Source organism: Aeromonas sp. QDB17 (genome assembly GCF_027705305.1).
GTDB classification, from domain to species: Bacteria; Pseudomonadota; Gammaproteobacteria; order Enterobacterales; family Aeromonadaceae; genus Aeromonas; species Aeromonas caviae.
In genome coordinates, this window is record NZ_JAPDBP010000013.1 from 38117 (window position 1) to 64112 (window position 25996).

At 64.7% G+C, this 25996-nt stretch carries 21 protein-coding genes, 1 pseudogene and 1 riboswitch; of the genes and pseudogenes, 9 read left to right on the forward strand and 13 right to left on the reverse strand.

From position 1 onward, the window contains the following. Positions 1–9: 9 nt before the first annotated feature. Positions 10–804 (reverse strand): alpha/beta fold hydrolase, encoded by a 795-nt coding sequence (locus OKC41_RS12280; RefSeq protein WP_010674369.1) that lies wholly within the window; start codon positions 802–804, stop codon positions 10–12. Between the two features lie 106 nt (positions 805–910). Here OKC41_RS12280 and OKC41_RS12285 point away from each other — a divergent pair, with 106 nt between their 5' ends. The 3 genes from OKC41_RS12285 to OKC41_RS12295 are packed head-to-tail and all read left to right on the forward strand — an operon-like array spanning position 911 to position 2161. Next, complete coding sequence (locus OKC41_RS12285) at positions 911–1282, forward strand: MmcQ/YjbR family DNA-binding protein (protein ID WP_182935564.1); 372 nt, start codon at positions 911–913, stop codon at positions 1280–1282. Between the two features lie 3 nt (positions 1283–1285). Beyond that, on the forward strand, positions 1286–1765 hold the full coding sequence (locus OKC41_RS12290) for a GNAT family N-acetyltransferase (protein ID WP_201894733.1): 480 nt from the start codon (positions 1286–1288) through the stop codon (positions 1763–1765). 60 nt (positions 1766–1825) lie between these two features. After that, positions 1826–2161: a DUF3802 family protein gene (locus OKC41_RS12295; protein WP_010674366.1), complete on the forward strand. Its 336-nt coding sequence runs from the start codon at positions 1826–1828 to the stop codon at positions 2159–2161. 302 nt (positions 2162–2463) lie between these two features. Here OKC41_RS12295 and msrA read toward each other — a convergent pair whose 3' ends face one another. After that, entirely contained in the window at positions 2464–3096 is a 633-nt protein-coding gene (gene msrA, locus OKC41_RS12300) for a peptide-methionine (S)-S-oxide reductase MsrA (protein ID WP_010674365.1), read from the reverse strand. A gap of 252 nt (positions 3097–3348) precedes the next feature. Here msrA and argA point away from each other — a divergent pair, with 252 nt between their 5' ends. Both argA and lysC read left to right on the forward strand, forming a co-directional pair. Continuing rightward, positions 3349–4677, forward strand: a complete 1329-nt coding sequence (argA, locus tag OKC41_RS12305; RefSeq protein ID WP_041215931.1) for an amino-acid N-acetyltransferase — start codon at positions 3349–3351, stop codon at positions 4675–4677. A gap of 109 nt (positions 4678–4786) precedes the next feature. Beyond that, positions 4787–5012: riboswitch (Lysine riboswitch) on the forward strand. Between the two features lie 87 nt (positions 5013–5099). Further along, a complete protein-coding gene (gene lysC, locus OKC41_RS12310; RefSeq protein WP_201894734.1) occupies positions 5100–6452 on the forward strand; it encodes a lysine-sensitive aspartokinase 3 in 1353 nt (450 codons plus the stop codon). 116 nt (positions 6453–6568) lie between these two features. Here the strand turns inward: lysC and OKC41_RS12315 are convergent, their stop codons facing one another. Beyond that, a complete protein-coding gene (locus OKC41_RS12315) occupies positions 6569–7663 on the reverse strand; it encodes a hypothetical protein (RefSeq protein ID WP_010674362.1) in 1095 nt (364 codons plus the stop codon). Between the two features lie 251 nt (positions 7664–7914). Between OKC41_RS12315 and OKC41_RS12320 the strand changes: the two genes are divergently transcribed. Beyond that, on the forward strand, positions 7915–10185 hold the full coding sequence (locus tag OKC41_RS12320; RefSeq protein WP_201894735.1) for an LTA synthase family protein: 2271 nt from the start codon (positions 7915–7917) through the stop codon (positions 10183–10185). 151 nt (positions 10186–10336) lie between these two features. On the opposite strand, the gene OKC41_RS12325 is transcribed toward OKC41_RS12320, so the two are convergent. Beyond that, complete coding sequence (locus tag OKC41_RS12325) at positions 10337–11350, reverse strand: S66 peptidase family protein (RefSeq protein WP_201894736.1); 1014 nt, start codon at positions 11348–11350, stop codon at positions 10337–10339. Between OKC41_RS12325 and OKC41_RS12330 the strand changes: the two genes are divergently transcribed. Beyond that, entirely contained in the window at positions 11349–11579 is a 231-nt protein-coding gene (locus OKC41_RS12330) for a hypothetical protein (RefSeq protein WP_201894737.1), read from the forward strand. The genes OKC41_RS12325 and OKC41_RS12330 overlap by 2 nt on opposite strands. A gap of 117 nt (positions 11580–11696) precedes the next feature. Here OKC41_RS12330 and OKC41_RS12335 read toward each other — a convergent pair whose 3' ends face one another. Further along, positions 11697–12014 (reverse strand): heavy metal-binding domain-containing protein, encoded by a 318-nt coding sequence (locus tag OKC41_RS12335; protein ID WP_124244354.1) that lies wholly within the window; start codon positions 12012–12014, stop codon positions 11697–11699. Positions 12015–12280: 266 nt separating this feature from the next. Here OKC41_RS12335 and OKC41_RS21105 point away from each other — a divergent pair. Then, positions 12281–13363 (forward strand): annotated as a pseudogene (locus OKC41_RS21105) (OmpP1/FadL family transporter); the annotation flags it as partial. Between the two features lie 150 nt (positions 13364–13513). Here the strand turns inward: OKC41_RS21105 and OKC41_RS12340 are convergent. From OKC41_RS12340 to OKC41_RS12360, 5 genes are all read right to left on the reverse strand, one after another. After that, entirely contained in the window at positions 13514–14806 is a 1293-nt protein-coding gene (locus OKC41_RS12340) for an NAD(P)/FAD-dependent oxidoreductase (RefSeq protein WP_039038963.1), read from the reverse strand. A gap of 74 nt (positions 14807–14880) precedes the next feature. After that, a complete protein-coding gene (gene ycfP, locus OKC41_RS12345; RefSeq protein ID WP_005331594.1) occupies positions 14881–15420 on the reverse strand; it encodes an alpha/beta hydrolase YcfP in 540 nt (179 codons plus the stop codon). Positions 15421–15604: 184 nt separating this feature from the next. Further along, positions 15605–17413, reverse strand: coding sequence for a M3 family oligoendopeptidase (locus OKC41_RS12350; protein ID WP_201894738.1), 1809 nt, complete (start codon positions 17411–17413; stop codon positions 15605–15607). 78 nt (positions 17414–17491) lie between these two features. Next, positions 17492–19282 (reverse strand): M3 family oligoendopeptidase, encoded by a 1791-nt coding sequence (locus OKC41_RS12355; RefSeq protein WP_201894739.1) that lies wholly within the window; start codon positions 19280–19282, stop codon positions 17492–17494. A gap of 169 nt (positions 19283–19451) precedes the next feature. Further along, positions 19452–20363 carry a DUF808 domain-containing protein gene (locus OKC41_RS12360; RefSeq protein ID WP_039038966.1) on the reverse strand — a complete coding sequence of 304 codons (912 nt, stop codon included), beginning with the start codon at positions 20361–20363 and terminating at the stop codon, positions 19452–19454. A gap of 206 nt (positions 20364–20569) precedes the next feature. Here OKC41_RS12360 and OKC41_RS12365 point away from each other — a divergent pair, with 206 nt between their 5' ends. Then, the gene (locus OKC41_RS12365; RefSeq protein ID WP_041215410.1) at positions 20570–21172 is read left to right on the forward strand and encodes a DUF924 family protein; all 603 of its coding nucleotides are present in this window, start codon (positions 20570–20572) and stop codon (positions 21170–21172) included. Between the two features lie 54 nt (positions 21173–21226). On the opposite strand, the gene OKC41_RS12370 is transcribed toward OKC41_RS12365, so the two are convergent. From OKC41_RS12370 to secD, 3 genes are all read right to left on the reverse strand, one after another. Then, positions 21227–22846, reverse strand: a complete 1620-nt coding sequence (locus OKC41_RS12370) for a methyl-accepting chemotaxis protein (protein WP_103858521.1) — start codon at positions 22844–22846, stop codon at positions 21227–21229. Positions 22847–23095: 249 nt separating this feature from the next. Further along, entirely contained in the window at positions 23096–24010 is a 915-nt protein-coding gene (gene secF / locus OKC41_RS12375) for a protein translocase subunit SecF (RefSeq protein WP_029314368.1), read from the reverse strand. A 109-nt stretch (positions 24011–24119) separates the two neighbouring features. After that, entirely contained in the window at positions 24120–25922 is a 1803-nt protein-coding gene (gene secD, locus OKC41_RS12380) for a protein translocase subunit SecD (protein ID WP_201894740.1), read from the reverse strand. Between the last annotated feature and the right edge of the window lie 74 nt (positions 25923–25996).

The following is a 25996-nucleotide window of genomic DNA, read 5'->3' on the forward strand; positions in this document are numbered from 1 at the left end:
TGTCGGGCTTCAAAGAGCGGATGACGCCGCCTGACGGGAGAGAAACGCCAGGGACTGGCGGTTGAAGTGATCCGGCTGCTCCACGTTGCAGACATGGCCGCACTTTTCGATGATTTCGAGGCGGCTGTAAGGGTCGCGGGCCACCTGCTCACGCACCGGGGCGAGGAACATGTGATCCTCCTCCCCCATCACGTAGAGGGTGGGAATCGGCAGGGCCCGCTCGCGAAAGTAGCGCATCAGGGGGTTCACCTCGGTGGCGAGACGGAACCAGCGCTTGAACTCCTTCTGGCACAGCTTTCTGGCCTCGCGCACGAAGAGGTTGCGGGACTCCTGATGGTGCTGGCGCGGCATGATGATGAAGGCGAACAGGCGGTAGAGCCACATGTAGGGCAGGAAGTGCTGGCCGAGGCGGCCAAGCTGCACCAGCACCCGGGAGCGGATGTCGAGACGCAGGATGGCGCCGCCGAGCACCATGCTCTTGACCCGCTCGGGGCGAAGCTCCGCCAGGTGGCGGATGAGGATGGTGCCAAGGGAGATGCCGACAAAATGGGCGTGGGGGATGCGCAGGTGATCCAGCAGGCGCAGGATGTCCTCGGTCACGGCCCGAAAGCTGTAGTGCCCCTTTACCACCTGCTGCAGCTGGTTGGACTGGCCGTGACCGCGAAGGTCCAGCAGCAGCACGTTGAAGTGCTCCCGGTAGGCCCGCAACTGCTTGAACCAGATGGAGGAGCTGCCGCCCGCACCGTGCACGAACACCACCCAATCCCGATCGGGACCCAGTTCAAAGGTCTTGTGGTACAACATCTCATGGGCTCCCGGGGTGATGGGGGGTATACTCGGCGCGCATATTAACAGAAGGCTCACCCCGGTGAACATGCTTCCACCATGATCGGACCAGCCTGGAGTCCCCATGACCCTCGTTCAATTGCGTGAATTTTTGCTCAGCCAGCCCGGCGCCACCGAGGACACCCCCTTCGGCCCGGAGATCCTGGTCTACCGCATCGCCGGCAAGATGTTTGCCCTGGTGGACTGGCAGGCGGAGCCCCTCTCCATCAACCTGAAGTGCGAACCCGAGCTCGCCCTGCTGCTGCGGGAGATCCACCCCGAGGTGAAACCGGGCTGGCACATGAACAAGCAGCACTGGAACACGGTGACCCTGAGTGAAGGCCTGTCTGACGATCTCTGGCAGGGCTGGGTAGTCCACTCCTATGAGCGGGTGGTGGCGGGTCTGCCCAGGGCGAAGCGGCCCCAGGCTCCCCGCGCGACCATCAGGGAGGATTGACCCATGCCGTCTCCTTCTTCTCCCCGCATCGTTCCCCTCGAGAAGGCGCACATACCAAGGCTGCTGGATCTGTTCGAGCAGTCGGTACGCCGCCTGGGGCCTGCACACTACAGCCCGGAGCAGGTGGAGCAGTGGGCCAGGGGCGCCCATCACCCGGGGCTTGCCAGCCAGTTGCGCGAGCACCATGGCTGGGTCATCGAGCAAGACGATGTGCCCCTTGGCTTTGCCACCCTGAGCGATGACGGTCATCTCAGCCTGCTCTACGTGAGCGCGGATCATCCGCGCCAGGGGTTCGGCACCCTGCTGCTGGAGCGGGTGCTGGCAGCCGCCAGCCAGATGGGGCTTGGCAGCCTCACCACGGAGGCGAGCGCCTTCAGCCTCGCCCTCTTCCTGCGTCACGGCTTCCTGTTGACCGGATTGGAGACGGTGGAGCGCGGCGGTGTCCAATTTATCCGCCATCGGCTCCACTGCCGCTTGCCATGACGGGTTCAGCCACTAAAATACGCACCATTTCCCCAAGGCAATGAAGAAAGGGCAGCCATCATGGTGGTAGAGAGCGACGGTTACATTGCGCTGATCGAGTATCTGGTAGAGAGTCTGGGTCTGTTCGAGAGCCAGCAACAGGGCGGCGGCGCCCAGACCATCGAGGATCTGGTGAGCAGCCGGGTGGCCGACAACCTGATGGCCATCTGCGAGCAGAACCCCCAGCTCGACCCCAAGGTGCGCTTCCTGATCATGCAGGAGGCCGATGCCGTGGTCGCCGACCTGGAAGAGGTGCTCTCCGCCGTCTGGTTGTCCGCCCCCAGCGAAGCCCAGCAAGCCTTCCTCATCGAGTTCATCGACCTCATCAAGAACCTGTTCGACAGCACCATCAGCTGACCCCACCCTGCCGTGACGGCAAGGGGACGAGATGCAATGAGGCGAGGAGTGAGGCGGGACGCCCAATGAAAAGGGCCGCCTCATCGGGCAGCCCTGCTTGCTAGCATTGTCAATTCATCGCGCTTGTCAGAGTAATGAATTTCGGGGCAAAAAAATGTGTCTGGTCTTGGCAACCATCCGTGGTCGCTACCCTGTTGGTCAGCCAGGGTTCAGTTTAGTTCCCCACCTGACGCATTTTTTTCAATTATTTTTCATCACAATGACACGGGGGCCTGATGGCCCCCGTGGTATGCAATGACGCCTCAGCGATTCAGGCTGGGAGGCAGGCAGACACCGATGCCCCCCAGGCCGCAATACCCCTCGGGATTCTTCTCCAGATATTGCTGGTGATAATCCTCGGCATAGTAGAAGGGGGCCAGCGGCAGGATGCGGGTGGTGATGGTGCGCCCGTCACCGCTCGCCGTCATGGCCTGCTGGTAGGCGGCCAGGCTCTGCTGGGCAATCGCCTCCTGGGTGTCGTCCCCGACGAAGATGACGGAGCGATACTGGGTGCCGATGTCGCCACCCTGGCGCATCCCCTGGGCCGGATCATGGTGTTCCCAGAACAGCTTGACGAGATCCCCATAGCTGATGACCTTGGGATCGAACACCACCTGCACCGTCTCGGCGTGGCCGGTCAGGCCACTGCACACCTCCTTGTAGGTGGGATTGGGGGTCAGCCCCCCCTGATACCCGGCGGCGGTGGAATAGACCCCGGGCTGCTGCCAGAACAGACGCTCCACACCCCAGAAACAGCCCATGCCGAACCAGGCAAGCTCCATCCCCTCGGGCCAGGGCCCCTGGGTCGGGTGGCCGTTTACTGCGTGCACCTGGCCAATCTCCAGCGCTTCCCGCCGTCCCGGCAGCGCCTCTGCCGGTGAAATAATCTGCTCCATATGCCCTGTCCTTGTATAAAACCCCGCGCAATGCGGCTGACGAAAAGGAACACCGAAGATATCAGGTTATTAGCCCGGATCAACCAGGGAGCGGCCCCCGGGGCGACCCTCCCGCCCTCGCCTGCGTCTTCCCCTCCCCACCCACACTGGTCAAAATGGCGACAAAAAAACACCAAGTCGATATTTAGTCTTGATTTGTGAATTTATTTTCATATATTGGGCGAATTGCTGCTTTTTTATGGAATGAAACACGTGCGTGAACGCGAACCCAGCCTGGTCCATGCCTTTCGGCAATCCACCCCCTATGTCAATGTGCACCGGGGTGCCACCTTCGTCCTGATGATCGGCGGGGAAGCCATTTGTCACCCCAATTTCGCCAACATCGTCAGCGACATCGCCCTGCTGCAGACCTTGGGGATCCGCCTGGTGCTGGTGTTTGGTTCGCGTCCGCAAAATGACGAGGCCCTGGCCCGCGCCGGCATCCAGGCCCAGTATCACAAGCGGATCCGGGTCACCGACGATGCCAGTTTCGCCATCATCAAGCAGGTGTGCGGGGGTCTGCAATACGACATCACCGCCCAGCTCTCCATGGGCCTCGCCAACACCCCCATGCAGGGGGCCCGCATCAGCGTGGTGAGCGGCAACTTCGTCACCGCCCAGCCGCTGGGTGTGGATGACGGCATCGACTTCTGCCACAGCGGCCGGGTGCGTCGCATCGATGTGGAGGGGATCACCCGCCAGCTGGATCAGCACGGCCTGGTGCTCATCTCCCCCATCGGCTGCTCGGTCACCGGCGAGAGCTTCAACTTGAGCTCGGAAGAGGTAGCCCGCCGGGTGGCGGTGGATCTCAAAGCCGACAAGCTCATCTGCTTCAGCAGCACCCAGGGGGTAATGGACAGGCACGGGGAGGCCATCTCCGAGCTCTTCCCCGAGCAGGCCGAAGAGCTGCTGGTGGCGCTGGAGCAGGCGGGGGAAGAGATGTCAGGCACCGCCCGCTACCTGCGCGCGGCCATCGCCTCCTGCCGGGGTGGCGTGCCCCGCTCCCACCTGGTGAGCTATCAGGACGACGGCGCCATGCTGCAGGAGCTGTTCAGCCGCGAGGGGCTGGGTACCCAGATCGTGCGCGAAAGCGCCGAGCGGGCGAGGGCCGCCACCATTGAGGACATCGGCGGCATCCTGGATCTCATCCGTCCGCTGGAGGAGGAAGGGATCCTGGTGCGCCGCTCCCGGGAGCAGCTGGAGATGGAGATAGACAAGTTCACCATCATCGAGCGGGACGGCCTCATCATCGGCTGCGCCGCGCTCTATTGCTTCATGGAAGAAGCCATGGCCGAGATGGCCTGCGTCGCCATCCACCCGGAGTATCGCAACTCCAACCGGGGAGATACCCTGATCGCCAAGGTGGCCGAGCGGGCCAAGCGGCTCGGCATCCGTCGCCTGTTCGTGCTCACCACCCGCTCCATCCACTGGTTCCGGGAGCGGGGCTTCGATCCCCTGGAAGTCGAAGATCTGCCGGTGGAGCGCCAGCGCTTCTACAACTGGCAGCGTCGCTCCAAGGTTTTGTCCAAGACCATTTCGTAACTGATTGATCTTGTGCCTGGTTACCGTCAATTTTGTTCTTTTTTACGAACTCGATTGACAGTGCAATCCAGACCAAGGTATTTGTACATGCACGCCACCTGTCACAGGTGGCACCAGAAGAGGAGCGCTGCCCAGGCAGCCCAGGGGAGGACACCAGTGTCCGGTGAACTTGGGTCAGGGGGAGCAGCGCCGAGACGAGGCGAGTGACTGGACACCGCCACGTCGGCTGCGGGGGCTGAATCCCCCGGGTTGTCATCGGTAGTGGTCATCCCACACCGCGCCCCACCTTGGGGCGGGTACGGGATGGGCTCTGCAGGTGGAGTGCTTCTGGCCGGGATCCTCGCGTTTTCCTGCCATTTTTTGCCTCCTCCTCTCTATTTGCCCGATGAAACCGGATTTTCACCTTGAGACAGGAGTATGCAATGAACCCGATCAATGTCGCCAAGTTTGGCGGAACCAGCGTCGCCAATGCCGCGGCCATGAACCACTGCGCCGACGTGGTGCTGGCCAATCCGGCGACCCGGGTGGTGGTGCTGAGCGCCAGCGCCGGCGTCACCAACCTGCTGGTGAGCCTGGCTCAGGGTGAACTGGACGAAGCCGGACAGGATGCCCAGCTTGCCAGGCTTGCCGACATCCAGCTGGCCATTCTGGCCGCCCTTGGCAACCCGAGCGACGTGAGCGCCCTCATCCATGCCCAGCTCGGCGACATTCGCACCATGGCCCGTCAGGCCAGTCAGCACACCGACGCCGAACTCGCCGATCGCCTCATCGCCTGCGGCGAGCTGATGTCCACCCGTCTCTTTACCGAACTCCTGCACCAGCGCGGGGTCAAGGCCCAGTGGCAGGATGCGCGCCAACTGCTGCGCACCGACAGCCGCTTTGGCAAGGCCACCGTGGATCTCGCGGCAACCCGCGCCTTCTGCCAGCAGGCGGTGGGCCCGTTGCTGGGTGACAGCCTGGTCATCACCCAGGGCTTCATCGGTGCCGACGGCGATGGCCGCACCACCACCCTCGGCCGTGGCGGCTCCGACTACAGCGCGGCCCTCCTGGCCGAGGCACTGGACGCAGGCAGCATCGAGATCTGGACCGACGTGCCCGGCATCTACACCACGGATCCCCGCCTGGTCACCCGCGCCCGCCCCATCCCCGAAATCAGCTTCGTGGAGGCGGCGGAGATGGCCACCTTCGGCGCCAAGGTGCTGCACCCGGCCACCCTGCAACCCGCGCTGCGCCAGGATATCCCGGTGTTCGTGGGCTCCGCCAAGGATCCCGCCGCCGGTGGCACCTGGATCCGCGCCACCACCCGCAGCAACCCGCTGTTCCGGGCCGTGGCCCTGCGCCGCCAACAGGTGCTGGTGACCCTGCACAGCCTCAACATGTTCCACGCCTACGGCTTCCTGGCCGAGGTGTTCGGCATCCTGGCCCGTCACCGCATCTCGGTGGATCTCATCACCACCTCCGAGGTGAGCGTCTCCCTGACCCTGGATCACACCGGCAGCCAGAGCAACGGCGAACCCATCCTGAACGACAAGGTGCTGGCGGAGCTCGGCCAGCTGTGCAAGGTGGAAGTGGAGACCGGTTTCGCCCTGGTGGCCCTCATCGGCAACCGCATGAGCGAGGCGGCCGGGGTGGGCAGCCAGGTGTTCGACGCCATCCGCGAGCACAACATCCGGATGATCTGCTACGGCGCCAGCGCCCACAACCTCTGCTTCCTGGTCAAAGAGGACGAGGCGGGCCACATCGTCAACTGCCTGCACCGGGAACTGCTCGACTGAGTCGCCCCGGCTCTGGCACACCACAAGCCTCCTCCGCCCCATCACACCCGGGGCGGCCTTCCCCACTCAGCAAAGAGGGGCGCCGCGGCGCCCCTCTTGTCACTCTTCTTCCACCATCAGCTGGTGACCAGGGTGGCCCGGGTGGGCAGCAGATTGGCCCGGATCTGCTCGCGCAGCCCCCCCAGCCGTTGCAGCAACCCGGCCTGACCGAGCCCCGCTTCGTCAGGAGCCAGATTGTCCACCAGGGCCGGGAAGTGCTCCCGTACCGCCTGCTCCAGCCAGTCGAGGCGGCGCAGGGTGAGCGGGCCGCAGCTCTTGCCGCTGAGGTCGTCCAGGATGTCGAGCCGATGGCTGCGGTACATGTCGCGCCACCAGTTGGCCGCCAGCGCCTCGTCGCTTGCCAGCGCCGCGCTCCACTCCCCCACCAGTCCCTGCATCCGCGCCAGCACGGGGGCGCTCGCCCCCTCCCGCGACAGGTATTGCAGCTCTCCCCTGGCCCAGGCGAGGCAGAGCTCGCGCCAGCGGCGAAACAGCGGCAAGGGATCTGCCTCGTCCAGCCAGAGCCCGGAGAGGGTGCGGGTTTCCAGCCGCTCAGGCACATGGAAGTCGGGATCGGTGAGGCCGTTGGAGTTGAACTCGTGCAGGGGATCGAAGGGCCACATGTAGCCAAAATCGAACACCGAGATATGCTGGCCGTCATCCAGCAGGTTGCCCGGGCTCGGATCCCAGTCAAACCAGCCCCAGCGGGCCAGCTCCGCCTCCACCGCCAGCATCTGCGCCAGGTTGCGCTCGCAGAGCGTGCGCACCGGCTCCCCCCGCAGCCAGGGGGAGACCAGCACCCCGGCCCGGGCGGAGCCGAAACTGGTGCAGACCACGTTGGAGAGGATGGTGGGGTGCAGCTCCCGCAGGCTCTCTATCTCCCGACGCCGCTCCAGCTCGGTGAGAAAGGCGGTCTTGCCGTCCACATTGGCCACCAGAGAGTCCTGGCGGCAGCGTTTCAGGCACCAGTGGTGCCCCTCCACCTTGAGATGGAACACCTCGGCGGTGAGCCCGTGACCGTAGACCTTGACGACGTCCGGGTGATCCTCGGTCAGCCGGACGAGCTGGGGCAGCGGCAGGGGGCAGTCCCGCTCCCGCCCGATCCGGATCTCTTCTTTGCTCTCCAGCATCTGGAGCAATCTGGCCTGACGCGCCGCAACTTTGGGATTCATACATGTACCTCCAACCGTTACTGAGAGACTAAACAGCGCCCCCCTCCCAGACCAGCGGCAAAGGCTCATGATGACGCTTTCATCACAGAATGAGTGCCCCTGGCGGATCGGGATCACAAATTGCTTCACAGTGCTCATCACGGAATATTCATCTTGTTGTCATTAAATTGACATCAAGGAACAAGCCACGCACCATCGGGTCAAAATAGAGGCAGTCGTCGCTGCCATGACCGCTCCAAGGATGAGCCCTTATGAATGCCCCCGTCACCGGCCACCGCCCCGCCTCCCAGCCCCTGGCCGGGCTGTTGCTGGGTCTGCTGACCGCCCTGCTGCTGCTGACCCTCGCCCTGCCGCTGCTCAACCCCGTCAGCTGGCTCGGGCGTGCCGCCCCCCTCATTCTGGGCCCGGCGGATCAGCCCATCGCGACCCTCAATCGCTACAGCCTGCTCTACAAAAGTGACAACCGGGGCTTCTATCTGGTGGTGCGCAGCCAGTGGCAACTGCTCAAACCCCTGCAGGAGGGGGACAAGGTGCGGGTGGAGCTGCTCAACGACAAAGGGGTGCGCATCGATCAGCTGAGCCAGGCGGTGGACAAGCGCCAGAAGTGCCGCAAGGAGCGCTGCACCCTGAGCCTCAACAGCGCCCTGCGCGCCCCCGACGACGCCCTGGACAGCCGCTACCAGCTGCGCATCGGGCTGCTGCTGGCAGACAGGCCGGAGAGCGCTGAATACAGCCAGATCCTCCAGACCCTGCCGGAGCGCGGTTTCAACCTCCTCTACCTGATGACCAGCCTGCTGCTGGTGCTGCTGGTGAGCGCCGCCGTGCTCAAGGCCCTGCTGCCGCGGCTGCGCCGAAGCTACCGCGCCCGGGTGGCAGGCAGCCTGCTGCTCGGCAACCTCACCTTCGTGCTGCTGCACGGCTTCGTGGTGTTCAAGTTGGGGGAATTCCTGTTCTGGTCGGGCTTTCGGCCCGAGCACTACTACCTCGCCTGGGGCAGCATGGTGCTGGGCTGGAGCCTCTGCGCCCTCGCGGGCTTCAGTCTCTATATGGGGCTGCTCTTCACCGCCCTCTCAGGCATCGGGCTGCTCGCCAACTTCATGAAGATCGCCATCTACGGGGTGCCGCTTGGGGGGGACGATCTGGGCAACCTGCTGGCCCTGCTGCACATCCTGCTCGATCAGCACCCTGTGGTGCCGGTGCTCGTCGTGCTGGGGCTCCTCTTTCTGGTGTGGCGCTTCGCCCTCTCCCGCTGGATCCTGCGGGGCTTGCTGCGCACCGCTGCCGCCACCGCCGCCTTCTTCGCCCTCTGCGTGTTCGCCACCCAGACCGGCAACAAGCTGCTCGGGGCCAACATCCGCTACGTGGACAGGGCGGTGAACTACCACAGGGACATCATCCGCGCCGGCCCCGGCCTCTACCTGTTCAACCTGGTGGACGAGATGCTGCAAAGCGGCAACGTGTTTCGCTACCCCTTGCAGATCAACGAGCGCACCCCGGAGCTGAGCCTGCCCGCCCTGCCCAGAGCTCCCCGCTTCGATCTGGTGATCGTGCTGCAATACGAGTCACTCTGGCTTGACTGGCAGGGCCGTCTCTGCGCCCCCGCCCCCACCTTGAGCCTGCCCGCCAGCGTGGCCCAATGGCGCAAGACCATCCACTCCCCCACCACGGGGGGCATGACGGTGCTGGCGGAGTTCGAGATGAACACCGGCCTGCCGGTGGGCCTGCTCAAACAGGGGGTGGTGCCCTACTACTACCTCTCGGACAAGGTGCCCGGCCTTGCGCGCAGCGCAGCCCAAAGCGGCTACCAGACCCTGTTCGCCCACCCCTATGTGGAGAAGTTCTGGGGCCGCGCCAAGGCGATCCCGGCCCTCGGCTACCAGGAGCGCTGGTTCGATACCCGCTTCACCGCCCTCGAACACAAGGGGCTCTACATCTCCGACGATGCCCTCATCGATCACCTGCTCAAACGCAGCAACCAGGACGATCAGCCCCTGTTCGCCTACGCGGTCACCATGCAGGGGCACGGCCCCTTCGACGGGGATCGCTACCGGGCCCAGCAGCGCAGCGGCGCCTGCCCGGATCAGAGCCCGGCGGATACCCAGTTGCTCAACACCTACTACACCGGGGTGGTAGATGCCATGGCCTCCCTGGAGCGGCTGCTCAAGACCCTGGACAACTCCGGCAAGCGCTACCTGGTGGTGGCCTTCGGGGACCACCAGCCCTTCTTGATGTCGGCGGGCAAGGGTATCCACGGCGCCAAACCGCCACGGGATGCCAGCTACCAGATCCCCATGATGGCCTTCACCCGGGCCGGGGACGGGCTGGATCTCGCCCGCCAGTTCGACCCGGTGCGCCAGCTCTACCAGATGGGCCAGGCCACAAGGCAGCTGCTGGCGGGGGACCTCACCCCCATCCGTGACCAACCCCTGCTCCACCCGGTGCTCGGGGAGGAGAAAGGCTTCGACCCCTCTCCCCTGGTGCCGCAGATCCGCGCCAGCTTCCGGCCCGATGCATTGCCCTGATCGATTGAGACACGAGGGACACAGATCCTTGCAACACCTTCCGGCCCGATGCCCTGCCCTGATCCGCAGCGAACTAGCAGACGACAAAGAGGTCGCCCGGGCGACCTCTTTGTCTCTGTGCCGATGCAACTATGGCAGGCAGTGCAGTGACTCACTCCCCAAGCCAGGACTCGCACAGGGTGAGGCTCTGGGCATCGAGATCCAGTTCGGCCTTGATGCCAAGGGGCAGGGTCAGCATGGGGTGGGTGTGGGCACAGTCATACTCCGCCAGAATGGGGAAGGTCGGCTCCCCCACGACCTCCAGCAGGATGTCGAGGGGCCGCTTGCCGCTGCCCTGAGCATTGAACAGCTCGTGCTTGCCGAGCACCAGGGCACCGATGCGATCAAACATCCCGCACAGCTTGAGGTGGGTGAAGGCGCGCTCCACCGTCTCGGCGGTTTTGAGGCTGTCTTCCAGCAGCAGAATGTCGCCCCGCTCGATGGACGGCATAAAGGGGGAACCCCAGATCCCCGCCAGGGTATTGAGGTTGCCGCCAATGAGCCGACCCCGCACCCGGCCAGTGCCCACCGAGATCAGCCGGTTTGGCCAGCACTGCTTGGCCCGGGTCTGATGCTCCCAGTCGAGCCGCTCCTCGGTCCATTGCGTCGGAGTCGGCAACCGATGGGGTAGGCTGGCACCACCGGCCATGCAAACGGACAGGAAGCCGGCCAGGGTCTCGTCCACCAGCGGCGAGAGCTCGCCAAAGGAAGCCACCAGCGCCGGGCCATAGAAGGTGACGAGGCCGGTCTGGGCATGAATGCCGAGCAGCAGGGCCGTTACATCGGAGTAGCCGATGACTATCTTGGGATCCCGCTTCAACGCATCAAAATCGAGGTAGGGCAGCAGGGAGTTGGAGTTGCTGCCGCCAATCACCGACATGATTGCTCGCACTTGCGGATCGCGAATGAGGGCATTGAGCTCGTCAGCCCGCGCCGCGATGGAGCCGGAGCGCCAGTGATCCTGTTCGCCGGTCAGGCTGCCCGCCTTGAGTTCGAAGCCCTGCGCCGCCAGATAAGCCTTGGCGCGAGCAAAGCGGTTCGGCGCCCAGGCGGTGGCTGCGCTGGAGGGAGAGAAGAAACCTATGGTGTCGCCGGGATTGAGCCCCGGCGGTTTGAGTAAGGTCATGGATGCAGCCCTGCCATATGAGATGAACGCCGCCGGGAAATGCGAGCCCGGCGCCAGACTGCATCCTACTGCGGCCTTTGAACGCCCGGCAAGGGCGAAAAATCGCACTCACAGTGCTCGTTTTTGTTTAGAAAAATTAAATGACTTTCGCTACATGCACACAAAAGATGAACAACAACAGCACAGATCGCGCCCTTTTCCCGGCTTTAAGGTGCCTATCACGCGCTGATACATGGCCGCGAGGTCAGTCCCCACCTCTCCCGACGACATCCCGCCGCCGTTCCCCAATAAAAAAGCCGATCTCGCGATCGGCTTGGCATTGGCTTCTAACGGCGTGAGCGCAGGCTCACACCACCACGGCGGTGCCGCTGATGCTGACCATCAGCATGCTGCCGTTCTGGCCCACCACCTCGTAGTCGATGTCGATGCCCACCACGGCGTTGGCCCCCAGCGCCTGGGCACGCTCCTTGAGCTCCTCGAAGGCGATCTCCCGGGCCCGGGCCAGCTCTTTTTCGTAGGCGCCGGAGCGACCGCCGATGATGTCGCGGATGCCGGCGAACAGATCCTTGAAAATGTTGGCGCCGAGGATGGCTTCGCCCACGACGATGCCACGGTACTCGCGAATGGTCTTGCCTTCCAGGGTGGGGGTGGTTGAGAGGATCATGAGGTCTCCTGTGAGTTGGGCTGGGTGCGCGAAGCACCGTTGCCGTCATGGTAGCAAGGCGCTGGCCAAAGCATAAGCCCGGCGTGGCGGGGCGCCCCGAGCATCGTGCCCGCCACGCTCATCAAGGTGCCATCTATACTGCCTGTGTCGTGCCACTTTCCCCGGGAATGCAAGGATGGGCACCGACGCTGGGGAGAGGGCTTCTCAGCCACGATGAAAGAGGGACCTTGATGAAACGGACACTGCTGCTGTTGCCCCTGACCACCATGTTGAACGCCCCCGCCGAGGGGGCCGGTCTCTACCTGTACGAAACCGGCACCAATGATCTCGGCCTGGCCGCCGCCGGCATGGCCGCCAGGGCCCAGGATGCCACCGTGCAACTGGTGAACCCCGCCGGCCTGACCCGGCTGGGGGGGCGCCACCTCACCCTCGGCGGGCAACTGCTCTACGGGGACCTGCCCTACGATCTGGACGATCCCGCGAAGGGGGATGTCGATACCGTCGTCGGCTGGTTCCCCGCGGCCTCCGCCTACTACAGCCAGCAGCTCGATGATCGCTGGTCGGCGGGCCTGGCGCTCTATGGCAACTTCGGGCTGGGGCTCGATTTTGGCGACTGGGCTGGCAAGCAGCTCATCAAGAAGGCCACCCTGATCGGCCTCACCCTGCAACCATCCATCGCCTATCGCCTCGACGAGCACTGGTCACTCGGGGCCGGGATCGGCATCAACTACGGCCTGTTCTCCCTCACCCGGGAGGGCAGTGGCGGGGAGCAGAAGCAGGACGACGGAGACTGGGCCCTCAATGCCAAGCTGGGGCTCCTCTATGAGCACAATCCAGAGACCCGATTCGGGCTCGGCTATGCCAGCGAGGTGGCCTACCACTTCGCCATCGACCGCACCATCACCTTCTCGCGCCCCAACCTGCCCGGCATCAGCGCCACCCTGCCCCTGTCCGGCATGGTCAACAGCCCCCAGCAGCTGATGGTGAGCGCCTTTCATACTCTGGCCCACGACTGGGCCATCATGGGCAATCTGGGCTGGCAGGACTGGAGCCGCTACAACGACAACGAAGTCACCATCTTTGACCGCACCGCCCCGCAGAAGGGGCTCTATCAGGACAGTTACCACCTGGCGCTCGGGCTCCAGCACGCGCTGACGCCCCAATGGACCCTCAATGGCGGCGTAGCGTACGACACCAGTGCCTACCGGGATCAAGATCACACCTCCCTCACGGCGCCAAGCGGCAGCGCGTTGCGGCTCGGCACCGGTGTCACCTATGCGCTCACCCCTCAGGAGACCCTGGGAGCCGGGTTTGAGTACATCCACATGGAGAGCGCCAGCGTCGATGAGCGGGATCTCTCGGGCCGCTACCCCACTCCGGCCCTCTACTTCTTCGCCCTCAACTACGGCAGACGTTTCTTGCGTCGCCCTGCGTCGGCCATAAAAAAAGGAGAGGCAAGCCTCTCCTTTTTGATGTTCGCAGCGGCAGCCGCCATGCACTCAGTGCAGCTTCATGCTCGGGCGCAGCACCCGGTTGATGCGGCCCACCAGCATGATGAGGCCGGTCTTGATGTAGCCGTGCAGGGCGACCTGGTGCATCCGGTAGAGGGAGATGTAGACGATGCGCGCGATGTAGCCTTCTACCATCATGGAGCCGCGCATCAGGTTACCCATCAGGCTGCCCACGGTGGAGAAGCGGCTCAAGGAGACCAGGGAGCCGTGATCGTGATAGCGGTAGGGCTTCATCTCGCCGCCGTTCATCTTGGCCAGGATGTTCTTGAACGCCTGGGTCGCCATCTGGTGGGCGGACTGGGCGCGGGGCGGCACGAACTTGCCGTCCGGCTGCGGGCAGGCGGCGCAGTCGCCGATGACGAAGATGTTCTCGTCCCGGGTGGTCTGCAGGGTCTCGTGGACCACCAGCTGGTTGATGCGGTTGGTTTCCAGGCCCGCGATCTCCTTCATGAAGTCCGGCGCCTTGATGCCCGCGGCCCACACCATGAGGTCTGCTTCAATCAGCTCCCCATCCTTGGTGTGCAGACCATCGCTGGTCGCCTCGGTGATCATGGTGGCGGTACGCACGTCCACGCCCAGTTTCACCAGCTCCTGATGGGCGGAGCCGCTGATGCGCTCCGGCAGGGCCGGCAGGATACGGGGGCCCGCTTCCACCAGGGTCACCTTGAGGCTGTCGGTGGTGAGGTTCTTGAAGCCGTAGGCGTAGAGCTGTTCCACCGCGTTGTAGAGCTCGGCAGAGAGTTCGACGCCGGTGGCGCCGCCGCCAACGATGGCGATCTTCACCTTGTCACCGGGCTGGTATTCGGTGGCGAACTGCAGGAAGCGGTTCATCATGCTGTTGTAGAAGCGGTGCGCCTGGGAGGGGCTGTCCAGGAAGATGCAGTGATCCTTGATGCCCTTGGTGTTGAAGTCGTTGGAGACGGAGCCGATGGCCATCACCAGGATGTCGTAAGCCACTTCCCGCTCGTTGACCACCAGGGCGCCGCTCTCGTCGTGGATCGGCGCCAGCACGATGCGTTTCTCGTCGCGCTTGATGTCGGTCAGGCTGCCGAGCTGGAATTCGAAGCCGTGGTTCTTGGCGTGGGACTGGTAGCTCAGGGCGTCGATGCCCGCATCCATGGAGCCGGTGGCCACTTCGTGCAGCAGGGGTTTCCACAGGTGGGTGCGATTGCGATCCACCAGGGTGATCCTGGCCTTGTTCTTCTTGCCCAGCTTGCGGCCCAGGCTGGTCGCAAGCTCGAGACCACCGGCGCCACCGCCTACAACGACAATATTCATCATGATGATTTTCCTTGGTTCCTCAAAACGAAAGGGAGCCATTGGCTCCCTAAAACGAAATCGGTTGACGTGATGGCTCAGGCTTCTTTGAAGGCCTTCATCCGTTGCAGATGGTGCGAGATGTTCTTGAACTTATGGGTCTCGCGCTCATCCCATACGATGTCGTAATAGTTCTTCAATTCACGTTCAGTGTCCCGATTATCGCGGATTTCATCCTGAACGGAAAGGATGCACAGGCAGTTTCCTGAATTTTTATTACGAAATTCGGTTACACACTTGGTGCCGATGTCCTCGTACTCCTCCGGCCGGTCGATCTTGCCCTGCATGTTCTCTTCCGGGTGCAGATTGGGGTTGAAGACCACCTGCTTGATGCCGCACAGAAACCCGATCCGCTCGCTCCAGTAGCCACCCAGGCCCACGCCGCAGATGAGAGGTTTGGGATCGGTGCTCATGTCGAGCTGCTTCTTCACTTCCTTGAGCAGATGGCTCATGTCGTGGCGAGGGTGAACCGTGCTGTAGTGCACGAAACGCACATCATCATCGATAAACTGCAACTGCAGCACTTTTTCATGATTGCCGGGGCTGGTGGCATCAAAGCCATGCAGATAGATGATCATGGACAAGACCTCAAAAACTGTGTCGGTTCTATCGAAACTACCCCAGCGACAGGGCCTTGCGCCACCAAAACATCCCACTTTCTTGCTTTGGATCACGCCCCTTCGGGCCACCGAACCGCGCGCCGGGGCCGCTGTGGCAGCGCCATGCCCCGGCGGGACATGGCGCAAACCGGGTCTGGCGAGGTTAACTGCCGCACTGGGCGAAGCGCGCCACCGCCGCTTCCACCAGGGCCAGGCTCCCCTGCCAGAAGGCGGGTTTTCGAATGTCCTGCCCCAAATGCCGTTCGACCAGTTCTTCGGCGCTCATGCGACCTGTGTCTCGCAGCAGAGCGCGGTAGGCCTTCGCCACCCCCTCCTCCCCTGCGGCCTGGCGGCTCATCAGCTGCTGATAGACCCCGAGGCTGAACAGATAGCCAAAGAGGTAGGGGTAGTTGTAAAAACCGAAGCCCGCGATGGAGAAGTGCGCCTTGGCGGCCCAGAACAAGGGGTGATAGCGGTCAAGGCTCTGCTCGTACCAGCGCCCCCAGGCCTCGTCGGTGAGCCCCTTGAGCCGGGCCGACGACACATAGCCCTGCTCGCGCTCGGCCACCAGGGCCCGCTCGAAGTCGAAGCGGGCCGGGATGTTGACCAGGAAGGTGGCGGCGCCGTCGGCATCCGCCCAGGCGATGGCCAGACGCTCCTCGGCGCTTCGGGCCTGCTCGTAGAGGGCGCTGCGCACCAGGGTCTCGGCGAAGATGGAGGCGGTCTCCGCGAGCGTCATGGGGTAGCTGCGCTGGCTCATGGGCAAGTCGCGGATGAGCCAGTTGTGCCAGGCGTGACCGAGCTCGTGGGCCAGCGTGATGACGTTGTCCATGGTGCCCGCATAGGTGATGAAGACCCGCGGCTCCACCGGCTCGGCAAACTTGGTGCAATAGGCCCCGGTGCGCCGGTTGGGGGTGGGGGCGGCATCAATCCAGCCGCGCTCGGCCATCATGCGGGCAAAGTCCCCCATCTCGGGGTCAAAGCGCGCGAAGGCCTGGACGATGATGTCGACCGCCTCCTCGAAGGGGATCTCCCGGCGGCTGGCGGCAGGGGGCGGCGCAAAGAGATCCTCCGGCCCCAGCACCTCGAGGCCGAGGTGACCGGCCATCAGCCCCAGGGCCCGCTGGCCCAGATGACGGGCCTGCCAGGTCTCCGCCATCAGGGTATCCAGGGTCGCCCGCTCGATGTGGCTCTGGTGGCAGGAAACGTCCAGGGCATCGAGGCGCCGGTGTTTGCCGCGCTGGCGCGAGAGCTCCAGGCGCCAGCCGTTGAGGGCGTTGAGGATGGCCGCCACCGTCTCCTGCTCCCCTTCCCAGCCAGCGCTGATGGCATCGAAGGCCTCTTTGCGCAGGGCCCGATCCGGGCTGGAGAGCAGGTTGCTCGCCTCTGCCAGCCCCATCTCGCGACCCGCGATCACCAGCCTTATCTTGCCCACCAGATCGTTGTAGAGGTTGCCCCAGGCGTGCAGGCCGTCGGTGCCAAGGCCGATGACCAGCTGCTCCGCCTCCACCGGCAGCCGCTGATCCTGCAGGCGACGCTCGTGGCGCAGCCGGTACTCCTCCTCCCCGAGCAGGGGGTCGGCCATCAGCTGTTCAAACTCGGGCGCAGGCAGCCCCAGCATCAGATCTTCGATGGGGGCAAGCGTCTTGAACAGATCCGCATTGAGGGCACGGGCCCGGGAGGCAACCTGCTTGGCGAGGGGATCCCGGGCGTCCTGGCTCCCCTTGCAGGCTGCCAGCACGGCGATGTTCCAGCCGATGTCGCGAATGCGCCGGGCCCGCAGGCGTACCTCCCTGAGGAAGTCCTGCAAGGTGCCTGGGGTGCGAGGAACCTGGGCCAGTCCCTCGATAAAACCGCTCAGCTCGGCCAGGCTGGCGCGGGCCAGACTCATGTCCGCCTCGAGGACACAGCTGTCGAGGGAGGGGTAGATGTGATCATTTTGCCACTGCTGTGGATAGACTCGTTGTTGCATCGAACGCTCATCGTCAGGGACGGGCATCGCCCGTCGTGAAATCCAGGTGGCCAGAGCCACCACCTTCGCGGGCAGGCATCACACCAGCCGCTCGAGGCGCACCACCGCCTCTTCCACATAGCGCAGGCTCTCCTGCCAGAACCCGGGTTCGCGGATGTCGACCCCCAGGTGCTTCTCCACCAGCGCCTCGGCGCTCATGCGGCCGGTATCTCGCAGCAGGGCGCGATAGGCGGGCACAAACTCGCCCCCGGCCCGCGCATGCTGGGCATAGAGCCCCAGGCTGAAGAGATAGCCAAACAGATAGGGGTAGTTGTAGAACCCGGACTCGGCGATGGAGAAGTGGCCCTTGCTGGCCCAGAACAGCTCGTCATACTGGCTGAGGGCGTCACCATAGCACTGCTGCTGCGCCGATTTCATCATCTCCCGCATCTGGCTCGCCCCCACGTAACCCGCCTCCCGCGCCGTCACCAGGGCGCGCTCGAAGGCAAAGCGGGCGGGGATGTCGAGCAGCAGGCTCGCGGCCCGCTCCCCGTCCAGCCAGGCGATGGCCCGGCGCTGCTCCACCTTGTCGGTGGCGGCCAGCAGGGCATCGCGCACCAGGATCTCGGCAAAGAGGGAGGCGGTCTCCGCCAGCGTCTTGGGGTAGCCCCGCTGCTCGAAGGGAAGATCCCGCAGCAACCAGCTGTGCCAGGCGTGGCCGAGCTCATGGGCCAGGGTGATGACGTTGTCCATGGTCCCCTCGAAGGTGAGGAAGACCCTTGGCTCGGGCGGATCGGCATACTCGGTGCAATAGGCGCCGCTTCGCCTGTGCTCGCTCGGGGCCGCATCGATCCACCCCTTGTCGGCCATCATGCGGACAAACGCCCCCATCTCGGGGTCGAAGGCGGCAAAGGCCTCCATCACCAGATTCAGCGCCTGCTCGAAGCCGAACTTGCCGTGTACGGCCTGAGGCGCCGGAGCAAAGAGATCCCAGGGGGCGAAGTCGGTGATCTGCTGGGCACAGGCCATGGCCCGCAAGGCGCGGCGCCCGAGCTCCCTGTGCTCCCCGGCCGCCGCCATCAGGGTCTCCAGGGTCGCGCCCGTGATGTGCTCCTGATGGCAGGTAACCTCGAGGGCATCCAGCCTGCGCCCCTTGCCACGCTGGCGGCCGAGCTCGTTGCGCCAGCCGTTGATGGCGTTGAGAATGGCGGCCACCGTCTCCTGCTCCGCCTCCCAGGCGCCCTGGATGGCGTGCCAGGCACTGGCGCGCCGTGCCCTGTCCGGGTGGGCGAGCAGGTTGTCCGCCTGGGCAAGCCCCATGGGCACCCCCTCCACCACCGGCAGCAGCCGCCCCACCAGGTTGTCGTAGAGATCCCCCCACCCCTGCAGGCCGTCCACCGCCAACCCCTCGATGAGCTGCTCGCTCTCGAGCGAAAGCCACTGATCCTGCAGCGCTCTGTCGTGATGGATGTGGTAGGCCAGCTCGAAGAGTTCGGGATCTTGCAGCAGGGTGCGCACCAGTGACTCGGGGGCGCGAACCCAGAACAGGTCCACCGGCTTGCTGCGCTGGTCCAGGGTCGCCTCCAGCTGCTGGCCCCGGGAGAGCAGTACCCGGGCCTCCTCGTCGCGCCCGTTCTGGCTCAGCCGGTTGTAACCATAGACCTGGCTGTTCCAGGCCAGGGTCTTCACCCCGTTGGCCTCGCGGCGGATGGCCCGCAGCAGGTGGCGCAGGGCATTGGCATCCGCAACGGGATGGGCGGGATCCGGCAGGTCCGCCAGGAGGGCGTCAAGCCGGGTAAGGGCGCGGGCAGCCTCCTGGAAGGCGGCCTCGATGGCAGGATCGTCGGGGGCGGCATAGATGTGATCATCTCGCCAAACGGGTGGTTTCATGGTTGTCCTTGTCTGTTTGCGTCCATATCGGGTCACCCCGCCTCTGCGGGCGGGTGAAACCGGATAGTACGAAGGGGGCCAGGCACTTGCCTAGCCCCCATTCGAGGCAACCAGCAGAAGAGCGCCCCCGAGTGCGACGGCCCCTGTCGGCCCTCCCCCGACAAGCGACCTATTTGGCGGGCTGAAGCTTGCTCACCAGGGTCATGGCCACCACCAGCACCAGCCCCGCCACCACGCCGGCCAGGGCGCTCAGCAGGGTGGGCGTCACCACGGCCAGTACCCCGCCGACCCCGGGCAGGGCGGCCACCGTACCCGCAGTCCCTTCGATGAGGTGATGGAGGAAGGGCCAGCCATGGACCAGAATGCCGCCGCCGACCATGAACATGGCGATGGTGCCCACCAGGGCAAGCAGGTGCATCAGACGGGGCGCCGTCACCAGCAGCCCCTGCCCCACCGCCCGGCGCACGGCGCCGCCATCGGGCTTTTGCAGCAGGTGCAGACCGATGTCGTCGAGCTTGACGATGAGCCCCACCAGGCCATAGACCCCGACGGTCATCAGCAGGGCGATGCCCGCTACCACGGCGATCTGCAGGCCCAGGCTCGACCCCTGCACGGTACCGAGGGCGATGACGATGATCTCCGCCGAGAGGATGAAATCGGTGCGAATGGCCCCCTTCACCTTCTGGCGCTCATAGGCCGCCAGATCCTCGGGCACCGGCGCCGCCTGATGCGCCTCCTCCTCGTGGGGCAGGAACTTGTGGACCAGCTTCTCCGCCCCCTCGAAACAGAGGTAGGCCCCCCCCAGCATCAGGAGCGGGGTGATGAGCCAGGGGATAAGAGCACTGATGGCGATGGCGGCAGGCACCAGAATGAGCTTGTTGCGAAACGATCCCTTGGCCACCGCCCACACCACCGGCAGCTCACGCTCGGCCCGCACCCCGGAGACCTGTTCTGCATTGAGGGCGAGATCGTCCCCCAGCACCCCGGCCGTCTTCTTCGCCGCCACCTTGGTCATCAGGGCGACATCATCGAGCACGCTGGCAATATCATCGAGCAGGGTCAACAAACTGGCTCCGGCCATATCTGGCATTCCTTCTATTGAGTGGGACACATCCGGGCTGCCCCGGTCAGGGTGATGAGGGGGTCAGGGGATCACGGGCCCATCCGGGGATCACCCTTTGGGGCAAAAGATGGCACAGTGTAACGGGAAGCCGCCACGGCGGCAGCCCCCCATGGCAGATCCCCTGCTCCGTTTTCACTTCACGGCCACCGGCCCAAGGAGTTCCCATGCAACCCTGGCAACCTCTGCTCGATTTCTGGTTTGGCGATGACGCAGACGACGCTCCCCGTGCCGCCCGCCAGGCCCCCCTCTGGTGGGGCAAGAGCAGCGAGACCGATGCCCTGCTGGCCTCACGCTTCGGCGAACTGGCGGCCCGTGCCGCAGCGGGCGAGCTCGCCCATTGGGAGGGCGATCCCGCAGGGCGCCTGGCCCTCATCCTGCTGCTGGACCAGCTGCCGCGAAACCTTCACCGCCACACCCCCGCCGCCTTCGCCCAGGACGACAAGGCCAGGGCGCTGTGCCTCAAGGGGCTCACCCTCGGGGTCGACAAGGGGCTCTCGCCGCTGGCCCGGGTCTTCTTCTATCTGCCCCTCGAGCACGCGGAGTCCAGAGAGCAGCAGGCCAGAAGCGTCGCCCTGTTCGAGGCCCTGGCCGACGAGCAGGCCACAGGCCCGGCCCGGGCCACCTTCGAAGGCTTTGCCGACTTTGCTCGGCGCCACCAGGTGATCGTCGAGCGCTTTGGCCGCTTCCCCCACCGCAACGCCATCCTGGGCAGGGCGAGCACGGAGGAAGAGGCCGCCTTCCTGCAACAGCCCGGTTCGGGGTTCTGACATAAAAAAATCCCCGCCATGGGCATGGCGGGGAGAGAACAACCGATCCGCGCATCACTGGATGCGATAGCGGGAGATCTGCTGGTGGATATTCTCCGTGGTCACGTTCAGCTCCTCTGCGGCGGCGGAAGTCTCCTCCGCCGTGCTGCTGGTCTGCTGCACCACCTGGGCTATCTGCTCGACCTGGAGGGCGATGGATTCCGCCGCCGAGGTCTGCTCGCGGATGGCCAGGGTGATCTCGCCGACCTGATCCATGACGCGATGGGAGGCCTGGCGGATCTGGGTGATGATGGCCCCGCTTTCCGTCGCCATGGCCACCCCTTGCGCCACCTTCTCCTCCACCAGGACCATTCTGGCCACCGTGGCCTCGGACCCTTGCTGGATAGCCTCCACCGTCCTTGAGATCTCCTGGGTCGACTGGGCCGTCCGCTCCGCCAGCTTGCGCACCTCGTCGGCGACCACCGCAAAGCCGCGTCCCTGCTCACCGGCCCGCGCCGCCTCGATGGCGGCGTTGAGCGCCAGCAGGTTGGTCTGCCCCGCCACATCGTTGATGACGTTCACCACCCCACCGATGCGGGAGATCCCCTCCCCCAGCGCCGTCACATCGCGGGAGGCCTGACGAATGGCGTCGGCGATGTCGTTGATGGCGAGCACAGTGCGCTCTATGGTGGCCCCGCCGTCACTGGCGAGCTTGCCGGATTCATTGGTGATGCGGCTGGTCTCCTGGGTGCGCTGGGAGATGTCCGTGATGCTCACGCTCATCTCCTCCACCCCGGCGGCGATAAGGCTGGTGGCGTCATTGGCCTGACTCGCCGACTCCGCCATGTGCTGGGCCGCCTGGGAGAGGGACTCTGCCGTGCTCTTGATCTGCAGGCTGCCCACCGAGAACTCGGTGAAGGTCTGCTGCAAGGTGTCCAGCAGGCGGTTGACCGCCGTCAGCGTCTGGCCGATCTCGTCCTGCTGGCTCACATTGGCCCGCAGGGTGAAGTTCAGGTCGCGCTGGATCTCGGACAGGGTCGCCATGGCCAGACGGAGGGGATTGGCGACCTGCCTGAACAGCCAGAGAAAGAGCACCAGCGTGAGGGCACCCGCGCCCACCGAGATGAACAACAGGGCCTGCATGCTGCTATCGGCATTCTGCTCGCCTCGCAGCTTGACGGCGTCACCTTGCTGGATGTTGAAGTGGACGTGCTTGTCGATGGCCTGGGAAAGCTGCTCAAACAAGGGGGCAAGCTCCTTGTCGATCGCCTCTCTGGCCTCCACATTCTTGTTCTCGCGGGACAGGCGCAGGACGTCTTCAGAGGCCTTGCCGTACTGGGCAACCAAGCGCCGATCATCGGCGACGAGCTGCCTGTCCTCCTCATTGGAGATCATCCCGCTTTCATACTGACTCAGCAGGGCGTCCATCTTGGTGTGAAGGGATGCAATGCTCTGCTCTATCTGACTCATCTTGCCGTCGTCGGTGTTGAGCACGTGCGCCTGGATCAATGAGTGCAGGGCGTAGAAGTCTGTTTGTATCTCCTTGATCGTGGAAATGCTGGGGACTGTGTTGTCTGTTACATAGCTGAGATCCGCATTGGCGGAGGAGAGTCTGCTGATACTGAACCAGCTGAGACACCCCAGGGCCAGCATGACCAGCAGGGCAATGAGTTGAAGCCGACGAGCGATATTCATGAGTGCTTACTCCATCCATAGACTCCCTGCCAGTGTAGCCGATGCGGGCCCCGAAAATAGCGCCTAAAACATGCATTTCATTACACTTTTCAACTTCTGCTCGGCCGCGTCACACCCGCCGCCCCAACCCGGCCTTCGGGACCGCCGCCCCCCTCTGGCAGAATGGAAAAAGGAAGGCATTCGCCTTCCTTTTTTGCCCGGGGCGGCCGCACTGGCCGCCCATGTGCCCCGTGACGGGGCGCTCGCCGGTCACGCCGCCTCGGCCAGCTCCTCCTCTTTTTTCTGGTAGGCCTGGGGGGAGAGCCCCAGCAGCTCCTGCACGGTGGAGGCCACCGTGATGGAGGAGAGCGTCCCCACCAGGATGCCCGCGAACAGGGTGAAGGAGAAGCCGTAGAGGGCGTCGCCGCCGAACAGGAGCAGGGCCCCCACGGTGAAGAGGGTGGTGCCCGAGGTGATCATGGTGCGGCTGAAGGTGGCCTTGATGGCCACGTCCGAGCACTCGTGGATCCCCATACGGGTACGCGACCCCAGCAAGTCCCGCAACCGGTCCGAAATGACGATGCTGTCGTTGAGGGAGTAGCCTATCACCGCCATCAGGCCCGCGATGACGTTGAGGTCGAACTCGATGTCAAAGAGCGCGAGCAGCCCGATGGCCACCAGACCGTCGTGCAGTACCGACACCAGGATGCCGATGGCCTGGCGCCACTCGAAGCGCACCGCCAGGTAGGCGGAGATGGCGAGCGAGGCCACCAGCACCGCCAGCATCCCCTGCTGGAACAGCTCCGCGCCCACCTGGGGCCCGACGATGGTGGTGCGCAAGAGCTCCACCGGCAGGGCGAGTTGCTGCCCCAGCATGGTCGCCAGATCCTCCGCCGCCCAGGGCAGCGCGTGGGGGGGCAGCTTGATGAGCCACTCGCCGGGCACACCGGCGCCGTGCAGCTCCACCACCCCCGCCAGGGGCGCCGTCAGCAGGGCGTTGAGCTCATGGGCCTCCTTCAGGGTCTGGATGCGAAACTCCAGCAGGATCCCGCCGGTGAAATCGAGCCCGAGGGCGAGCCCTTTTGTCGCAAGGACGGCCACGCAGGCCAGGGTCAGCAGCACGGAGGCCCACAGCCCGATATAGCGCCAGCGGGTCAGCCCCATGGCCAGGATCATTCTCAGCATTGTTCTTCCCTCGACGTCAGGTGGTACAGGCTTCCCGGCAGGAAGCGGTCGGTGTGCAGGCCATACAGGCTCACGGGCGCGGCGTCATGGTGATGAAGTCGGTTCATGGTCATACCCTCAGCAGCTTGGCGCGGCTGTTGCCCCACAGGGGGTTGATGATGGCGCGGGTGCCCCAGATGCCGGTCACCATGCTGGAGATGAGCCCCAGGATCAGGGTGATGGAGAAGCCCTGCAGCGGCCCGGAACCGATGGCATAGAGCACCACGGCGCAGATGAGGGTGGTGATGTTGGCATCGAAGATGGTGCGAAACGCCGAGCGATAACCAAAGTCGATGGCGTTGGCCAACGACCCCCCTTCCCGCAGCCGGTCCTTGATCCGCTCAAAAATCAGCACATGGGTATCCACCGCCATGCCGACGGTGAGCACCAGACCGGCGATCCCCGGCAGGGTCAGCACGGCCCCCGGCAATACTGCCAGCATGCCCACCTGCATCAGCAGGTTGGCGACCAGCGCCGTGATGGCGACCCAGCCGAACTTGCGATACCAGGCCATCATGAACAGCATCATGCCCGCCATGCCGAACGCCAGGGCGGTGAAGCCCGCCTCGATGTTCTGCAGACCTAGGGTCGGGCCTATGCTGCGCTCTTCCAGGATCTTCAGCGGCGCGGTGAGGGCCCCGGCCCGCAGCAGCATAGCAAGCTCCTGAGCCTCCGGCAGGCTGCCAATCCCGGTGATGCGGAACTGGTTGCCAAGGGCGGTCTGGATGGTGGCGACGTTGATCACCTCGCTTCGGGCGCGCAGCTTGCCTTCGGCGTTGGTCTTGTACTCGGTGAAGACGGTGGCCATGGGCTTGCCCACGTGCTGGCGGCTGAACTGGTTCATCTTGCTCCCCCCCAGGGTGTCGAGCACGATGTTGACCTGGGGCTGCCCCATCTCCCCCATGTTGGCGCGGGCATCGACGATGTGCTCGCCGCTCAGCACCGGCTGGCGGGCCAGCCCCACCGCCTGGCCGCTGCGATCCGCCATGAAGAAGCGGCTGTCGGCCTTGGCTTCATAGAAGGCCAGGGACGCGGTGGCGCCGATCACCTCTTTCGCCTGCTTGGGGTTGTGCACCCCCGGCAGCTCGATGCGGATGCCGTCCTGCCCCTGACGTACCACCGAGGCCTCGACGATGCCGAGCTCGTTGATCCGCTTTTTCAGGATCGACAGGTTCTGGGTCACGGCGTTGTTCACCAGCAGGGTACGCTCGGCGTCGCTCAGCACCAGGGTCAGTGCGTTGCCGGAACGGCTCAGTGTCCACTGATCCTGGCGGGTACCGGCACTCTCCTTGATGATGGAGAGCCAGGCCTCCTGCCCCGCCACGTCGGGCAGGGTGACGGCCACGCTCCCCTGGGCGGTGCGCATCACGCTGGCACCGCGCAGGTTGGCCTCGCGAAAATGGGTGCGCAGGGTATCCACCAGGTTCTTGGTCTGGTTGTCGATGACGAAATCCACGTCCACCCCGATCAGCAGCTGGGAGCCACCGCGCAGGTCCAGCCCGAGCTTGATGGGGTCGGCGCCGAGCCGGCTGATCCAGGCCGGGGCGTTGGAGTAGAACTCCAGGGTCAGGGCGGCGCTGTCCAGCCCCTGCTGCTCCAGCAACTGCTTGGCCAGTTGCTGCTCCCCCTGGCTGGCGAACACCAGCGCCATCCGGCCACCCTGGGCGATCTGCTTGAGGGGGTCGATGTGGTTCTCGGCCAGCAGGGTGCGCTGCGCGTCGCTCAGGCGCGACTGGCCGTGCAGACCGAGGGAGGGCTGCTCACCGAAGAAGGTGGGCAGGGAATAGAACGCGAACGTGACCAGCATCAGCAGCAACAGGGCGTACTGCCACAGGCTCATGCGGTTCAACACGGTATGACTCTTTTTTCTCATGAAATCGGCCTCTGTCAGGCGATGGCAAGGGGCGACACCGGGGTCGCACCGTGCAAAAAAATGAAACAAGACAG